At 46.5% G+C, this 7,547-nt stretch carries 6 protein-coding genes; 1 reads left to right on the top strand and 5 read right to left on the bottom strand.

The window, feature by feature from the left end:
* Positions 1-460: 460 nt before the first annotated feature.
* Together AB4Z29_RS29230 and AB4Z29_RS29235 are read right to left on the bottom strand one after the other, a co-directional pair.
* On the bottom strand, positions 461-1,699 hold the full coding sequence (locus tag AB4Z29_RS29230; protein ID WP_441946478.1) for a carboxylate--amine ligase: 1,239 nt from the start codon (positions 1,697-1,699) through the stop codon (positions 461-463).
* 142 nt (positions 1,700-1,841) lie between these two features.
* A complete protein-coding gene (locus tag AB4Z29_RS29235; protein WP_441946479.1) occupies positions 1,842-2,447 on the bottom strand; it encodes a DUF6630 family protein in 606 nt (201 codons plus the stop codon).
* Positions 2,448-2,678: 231 nt separating this feature from the next.
* On the opposite strand from AB4Z29_RS29235, the gene AB4Z29_RS29240 reads away from it, so the two are divergent.
* Entirely contained in the window at positions 2,679-3,749 is a 1,071-nt protein-coding gene (locus tag AB4Z29_RS29240; protein ID WP_441946480.1) for an LLM class flavin-dependent oxidoreductase, read from the top strand.
* Positions 3,750-3,801: 52 nt separating this feature from the next.
* Here the strand turns inward: AB4Z29_RS29240 and AB4Z29_RS29245 are convergent, their stop codons facing one another.
* The 3 genes from AB4Z29_RS29245 to AB4Z29_RS29255 all read right to left on the bottom strand — a co-directional run.
* Positions 3,802-4,065 carry a DUF3841 domain-containing protein gene (locus AB4Z29_RS29245; RefSeq protein ID WP_441946481.1) on the bottom strand — a complete coding sequence of 88 codons (264 nt, stop codon included), beginning with the start codon at positions 4,063-4,065 and terminating at the stop codon, positions 3,802-3,804.
* Positions 4,066-4,199: 134 nt separating this feature from the next.
* Positions 4,200-4,769, bottom strand: coding sequence for an SF0329 family protein (locus AB4Z29_RS29250; protein ID WP_441946482.1), 570 nt, complete (start codon positions 4,767-4,769; stop codon positions 4,200-4,202).
* A 321-nt stretch (positions 4,770-5,090) separates the two neighbouring features.
* The coding region (locus tag AB4Z29_RS29255) for an InlB B-repeat-containing protein (RefSeq protein WP_441946483.1) at positions 5,091-7,547 on the bottom strand (2,457 nt) is incomplete at its 5' end.

Here is a 7,547-nt window from a genome sequence, read left to right on the forward strand (position 1 = left end):
GGCTCACTATCCATCGTCTCAATCCGTGCTAGCGTTGTCCGAGGAAAACGTTACGGCGAACATAGAACGCCTTGTTGGGCATGTCGCCTCGAACCGGTGGTCGCTGGAAAAGGCTCAGAAACTAATGGCTGCAGCACAGCGAAACCCTTTCAAGGAGACCGCTTTTTCGAGTCATTTAATCTCATTAGAGCTATTCATTCATTTAATTCTTCAGTACCAGGAGCATCTAACTTAGCCCAATCTAACACTTCTTTCTTCTGCATAAGAACGCTCAGAATGCTTCGATCCGAAATAAAATGGAGCAGCTGCCATCCGGCTAACTACTCCATAATTCGTACGTCTATCGTTCCCCATTATAAAGGATTGTCCCGGCTAGCCGTTCACTCTAACAATCACGTCTGGATTTATTTGTCATTAGCTGCGCCAATTTTGATAAGCGCTTATTCACTCCATTCGGTGACTACATCTTTTCCTTGTTGAAATAAAAACGTCGGTAATTGTTTATATGGCCGAAATAGTACCGTGAGACTCTTAGAACCCGTTTCACGTTTAAATCCTTTTTATACCAAAGCGTTTTGAGTACTTTTTTCTGCTTGTGCAGCTTTTTCAGCTCGGCAGATAATGTCGGGTCAGTTACATATTTCCGCAATACAACGTTCGGTACATTTGTCCATAGGGCAATGTTATCGCTGTAGATACAGTCTGCGTTTTTGCCATAGACCACATTATCTATCAGCGCAGCCATCATGTTAAGTCCTCCCGCCCTCACAAAAAAACTGCTTCTGCCAAGCCGCGGGTTAATTTCGAACAGCATATATTTGCCTGTTCGGCTGTCGTATTTCATATCGATATTTGAAAATCCGACATACCCGATTTCTTCAAGAAATGTCTTTACCCTTTGATAAATATCCATATCCGAACGGCTAATAATTGCTGCATAGTTGCCTAATGTTTTCGGCGCATATTCCTCAAGCACCGGCTGGCCGAGGCACATCATTTTCACTTTCCCATTGTTATCGGAATAGCTATTCATGACACGCATCGAACTATCACCGCCAGGAATAAATTCCTGTATAATTAACTTCCCTTTATAATCGGAAGCGTTCATGTTATTAACCATCGATACATACTCAGCTTTTGTTTTAAAGAAAAACACTTTCTTTTTGCCTTCAAAATGACAATGCAAATAAGCGATGGCATTGCTGTTTTCAGGCTTTACGACGATAGGGAATTGGAAATCCATTTGTTCCAACGCTCTTTCGCGCTCATGCGGCTCACAGACAATCGTTTTTGGATAGTCCAGTCCATGCTTTTCACATAATGTATAAAATTTATCTTTTGTATCAAACGTATCAAGCAAAGCCTCCGAAATAAACTGATTCGCAATAAGCCCCTTAAACTTACTATAGTGACGCGACAACATGCTGGCATAGTAATCCGAGCAAGCAATGACAACAAGCTTTCTGTTCGGGGCGTTATGCTTTTCCAATATGGAAAGCAGAGCGTCTGGGAATACGTCATCGTGGTCAAATCGATCAATTTGAATGAGGTCGAACAATTTACTGTGCATGGTTGGAATTAACAGCCGGGTGCACAGCAGCAAAGGTTTGATCTGGTAAGCCTCGTGAATAAGCCGTACGTTTCCATATGCATTCTCATCGCTTCCGAGTATAATCGGTAAAAAATCATTACTTTTCATATTTTCTCCTTGTTCCACATGTTCTAGATTCATTCCCCTTATTATATCAAAAAACATACCTCGTATTTAACTAAGCCTATTTTTTCGCAAAAACGTCCTACAAAATCCGTTCCTTGTGGTTTTATTATCATTCTCCTCTAGCTCAATTCCAATGAGGATTAAAGTGATTATGAATCCGGTACCCGGCAGTATCCGCCAATTGCTTCAACTCTTCCAGCATCGCAGCTTCTACCGCAATCAAAACGTAGCTGTCACTCTCAATATCCATGCATGCCAGCGCAATACCGTATGCTTGCAGCTTGTTTTTCATCGTTTCCAGCATAAACTCTGTCCGCTGCTGCTCATCGTATTCAAACTCGGACCAGTCCTTGTCATGAGGGAGAAGCTGCTTCCTTGCAATTAATCTCCGGGTTACATAAAGAATGGTGCTGCCCTCTGATTTCCAATCCATTTCATCGGCTAATCTTTCGTCTATCAGCGCATCTACCAATGCAATCCAAGGAAGTCCCTCCATCGGACCCGTTATTCCCCGATCGTCCAGCCGATCCTGCCATCTCTCACAATATTCATTCGGGGCCAGATAGGCATCGCTAACCTCTTGCACGATATCTTCATTGCCAGCAGACAGCCTTCTGCTAAGCGCAAGCAGCGCTGCAAGCTTTTCTTCATCCAAGCCTTGATTTACATCCGAGTCAGACACAAGCATCGCATCTACTTTCTTTTTTCGAAAAAAATCGAATAAGCCCATGCTGCACGTCCTCCATTTCGGCTTTATAAACTTTCATTTTCTATACTCGCTATATGTTTTGATGATTTTATCTAAAGGGTACCTATCAATTGTATACATTGCCAATCAGAAAAACCACTCCAACGGTCTCATCCAAGTTCGTTTCTCACATCGCTTCAAAATTTAGCTTACTAAAGTTGAGAAACCATAAAAAAATGAGTAAAATAGAAGGAATGAAAGGGGAGTTTTGAAATGACGGATTTAGCTGCAAGCATGGAAATAGGAATAAGTACATTTTTGGAGACGACACCAAACCCAGTGACTGGAGAGGTCATCAGCCATGCAGAGCGGCTTCGCAATGCGGTCGAAGAAATTGTGCTAGCCGATCAGGCCGGGCTTGATGTCTACGGGATCGGCGAGCATCATCGGGCTGACTACGCTGGCACCTCGCCTGCAGTCGTACTCGCAGCTGCCGCTGCAATGACGAAGCATATTCGTCTGACAAGCGCGGTAACCGTTCTGTCCTCCGATGATCCCGTGCGCGTCTATCAAGCCTTCTCCACTCTGGATGGCCTATCGAATGGGCGTGCAGAAATTATGGCAGGCCGCGGCTCGTTCATCGAGTCCTTCCCGCTGTTTGGCTATAGCCTGGATGATTACGAAGAGCTATTCGAAGAAAAATTGGAGCTGCTGCTCGCTATCCGTGATTCCGAGAAGGTAACCTGGCGTGGCGGGCATCGCCCAGCCATCGATAATCTTGCCGTATACCCAAGATCCGTTCAAAGTCCGCTGCCGGTCTGGATCGCAAGCGGCGGCAACCCGGAGTCCGCCATTCGTGCGGGTGTACTGGGTCTTCCCATCGCGTTCGCCATTATCGGAGGTATGCCGGAGAGCTTCGCTCCGCTCGTAAAGCTGTATAAAGAAGCCGCAGCAAAGGCAGGCCATGATCCGAGCAAGCTGTCCGTAGCGACGCATTCACACGGCTTCGTCGCGGATACAACCGAGCAAGCTGCCGATTCGTTTTTCCTGCCGACGCAGGCACAGATGAATGTCATCGGACGCGAGCGCGGCTGGCGCCAGAATTACGACCGCAGCGCTTATGACGCAGCCCGCAGCCTGCGCGGCGCGCTATATGTTGGCGATCCGGAATACGTAGCCGAGAAGATCCTTCTTCTTCGCAAAAACCTAGGAGTTACCCGTTTCTTCCTGCATGTCAATGTTGGAACGATGCCTCACCGCGAGGTGCTGCACGCCATTGAGCTGCTTGGCACGAAGGTAGCACCGATCGTACGGAAAGAGCTCGCAAAAAACCAGTTATCATGATTAAAGTGGAACGGCCGACTTGGACGATGAACGAAGTCCAAACCGGCTGTTTTCATTTCGTTATCTCTACCTCAAGGCTTACCGCACGAGTTCCACCGTTAAAATCACCGCTTCTTCGAAGATCAGGCTTCTCTGTCCATAGCCATATTGGATACTCACCAGAATAATAGGAGAGACGCTTCTTCATATGTTCCATCATCCAATGGTAATTCTCAAGCATTTCTGCCCAGACGAAATCAGGGTTACCAACCAAGTATCCCACTTTTATGGCTTTCTCCCACGCTTCTATCGTTTGATTTGTCCAGTATCTTGTCATCGTTAATCCTCTTTATCCATTTAATAGATTGCATCCATTTCGAAATTATCCTATATATAACCGACACTGATCGGTCAGTAAGTATGTGTTCGCGTGAAAAAACCTCTCGTTGGAGGTTTTTAAATGATTTATTGTCATAACGTACTGCGTCGTAGCTCATAGAAATACTGCACGATTGGATGCTTTAACTTCATCTTCTCCGTCATGTTTAATATTCGCTTTTTGCCAACTCGTCTATCCACCAAAGCTAAAATATTCAATAGGATATCGCTGCTCTCAAGGCTTACCTCTATAGAAGTGGATAAGTATTGATTAGCTATAACGGTAAAATTTGATTTGCTTAATTGTGACTGCGCTGACAAAAGGTCCTTTGCATGTTCCGATATTTTTCTGCTCCTTGCAATGACTATTAAACGTTCCTCTGGAACCTTCCCCTTCGTATCTTTTCTGACCGCTTCAAGTTCTTCGCCGTTAATAGGAATCTGAATATCTGGATCATTCTTTATTTCCAGTTCCGTCTGATACCATCTGATTAAGGTCGTTATATCACTCATATTGAAAACGTTCTTTTTATCTACCGCAATATAACAAAGCCCAGCTTTATCAGGTAAATAACGGTAGCTAGTTGAACGGTATTCGACCCTTCCATATAACGCAGGACAGAGAAAGCTCTCCAGTTGTTGCTTCAATTTGCTCCAGGACATGTATCCTCCTAAGTTCTATGTTCTATATTATAAGTACCTATTGCATCCATCGTTCTTAAATCCATCATACAACAACTAACACGACGATCATACTACATACAAGCAACCTCGCCTTTCTCCATTTTCTCCTGAGGTCGCCTATACACGTTGTGGATACTGTCCTCTTCTTTGCGGCTAATACAAAACAAGCGGTCTTCGAGATAAGATATAACTATCTTCTCGAAGATCGCTTATTGTTTATTACGATTCATGCATATTCAATTTATTATTCATGCTGAATATTTGTTGTGAGTCTATTGCTGACGTACTTTGATTCATGCTTTACATGTTCTTTTGTTCCAGCATTCTCAATAGAATCGTTGTCGCCTCAGCCCGCGTTGTTTTATCATTGGGAGCAAACTTATTCATGCTTTTGCCGCGGACAAGTCCCAAGTTTCTCATCGCTGCTACTGCGCCCTTCGCCCAGTTTGGAATCTGATGATCATCCACAAAGCCGGTTGTTGAATTCGCATCCGCCTTCAAGCCGAGTGCTCTCGCAATCATCACCGCCATCTCCAATCGAGTCACTGCTTTATCAGGGCGGAAACTGCCATCCTCGAAGCCTCCGATAATACCCGCTTGCACCGCCCGTGCTACCGCTTCCTTCGCCCAAGGTGCAATTTTCGCTGTATCGGTAAAAGATATCTTAGCCGTTTCTGCCTTCGGCTTCAACGCATTCATCAACATCACCACAAATTCCGCTCGTGTAACAGCAGCATTCGGCCTAAATGTGCCGTCTGGGTAACCGCTAACGATTCCATTACTTACTGCCAGTTTGATATAAGTGGCTGCCCAATGCCCGGTGATATCGTTAAATTCAGGTACTGGACTTGGATTTAACGGCCCACAAGGCACTCCCAGGCCATTCACTGATTCAACACATAGTACCGCAAATTTTGCTAAGTGATTTACTTCTACCGAGATCCAGTTGCCATCGATTTTGCTACCGGCAACCTCCACCCAAGCTTTCTTTGTTTCGTCAAAATAGAATACTCCCGGTTGCTGTCCCTCCGCCAATTTTGAAGGCTCAAATGCAAAGGATATCGTTATCCATTTTTTGAAGTTCTCTACAATGTTTTTCGAGATCTCAAACACGCCACTGACCGGATGCATTTGTTTGATTAGAAGATTTTTGATTTCCAAATCTCTTTTAACGGTTATTTTTAACTCCTTGTCTGTTGCCCCTGATGGAATAAATATTTTCACATCATTTTCAAAGCTAACCTCTCCTATGGCTCCTGCGGGCAGTGTTAATCTTCCGTCCGTTGAGACTACCTTGATGATACTTGGTCCGCCAGAGCTTGCGTTTGCGCTCCACTGCGCATACAGCGTCGTATTCGCACTTCCCATGGCGAATGTTGCTCCTGCTGCATAGTTCGTTCCGCTGCCATTCGCCGCAGTATTCCAGCCGGCAAACGTGTAGCCTGATCTCACTAAATCCCCTTTGTTCCCAATTACCGTTGCAATTGCTCCAGTCTCGTACGTTCCGCTGTCAGTAGGCACCGTCCCACCGGTGCTGCCGTTACCATCATACGTAACCGTGTAGGTAGGGCTCAACGTCCACTGCGCATACAGCGTCGTGTTCACACTTCCCATGGCGAATGTTGCTCCTGCCGCATAGTTCGTTCCGCTGCCATTCGCCGCAGTATTCCAGCCAGCAAACGTGTAGCCTGTTCTTACCAAGCTTCCATTACCCAACACCATTACCGATATGCCGGATTCGTACGTTCCGTTGTCCGTTGGCACCGTTCCTCCGGTGCTGCCGTTACCATCATACGTAACCGTGTAGGTAGGGCTCAACGTCCACTGTGCATACAGCGTCGTGTTCACACTTCCCATAGCGAATGTTGCTCCTGCTGCATAGTTCGTTCCGCTGCCATTTGCTGCAGTATTCCAGCCAGCGAACGTGTAGCCTGTCCTTACCAAGCTGCCATTACCCAAAACCGTTACCGATGTGCCGGATTCGTACGTTCCGCTGTCCGTAGGCACCGTTCCTCCGGTGCTTCCGTTTTCGTTATACGTGACCGTGTAGGTAGGGTTCAACGTCCATTTCGCATACAGCGTTACATTCGCGTTCCCCATTGTAAGCGCCGCGCCTGCCGCATAGTTCGTTCCGCTGCCATTTGCCGCAGTGTTCCAACCGGCAAACGTATAGCCTGTTCTTACCAAGCTGCCATTACCCAACACCGTTACCAATGTGCCGGTTTCGTACGTTCCGCTGTCAGTAGGCACTGCTCCTGCTGTACTTCCATTTCCGTCATACATAAGCATATAGGTAGGGTTCAACATCCATTTCGCATACAGCGTTACGTTCGCGTTCCCCATCATAAGCGCCGCGCCTGCCGCGTAGTTCGTCCCCAATCCATTGGCTGCTGTATTCCAGCCTGCAAATGTATAGCCCGTTCTCGCCAAGCTTCCATTACCCAACACCGTTACCGATGTGCCGGATTCGTACGTTCCGTTGTCCGTAGGCACTGTTCCTGCAGTGCTTCCATTTCCGTCATACATAAGCATATAGGTAGGGTTCAACGTCCATTTCGCATACAGCGTTACGTTCGCGTTYCCCATCRWAAGCGCCGCGCCTGCCGCGTAGTTCGTCCCCAATCCATTAGCTGCCGTATTCCAGCCCGCGAACGTGTGGCCTGTTTTTGCCAAGCTTCCCTTACCTAGTACGTTTACCGCTTCGCCCGTTTCGTACATTCSGCTGTCAGTAGGAACGGCCCCTCCGGTGCTGCTGTT

It is taken from the genome of Paenibacillus sp. 2TAB23, assembly GCF_052115165.1.
In the GTDB taxonomy this organism is placed as follows: Bacteria; Bacillota; Bacilli; order Paenibacillales; family Paenibacillaceae; genus Pristimantibacillus.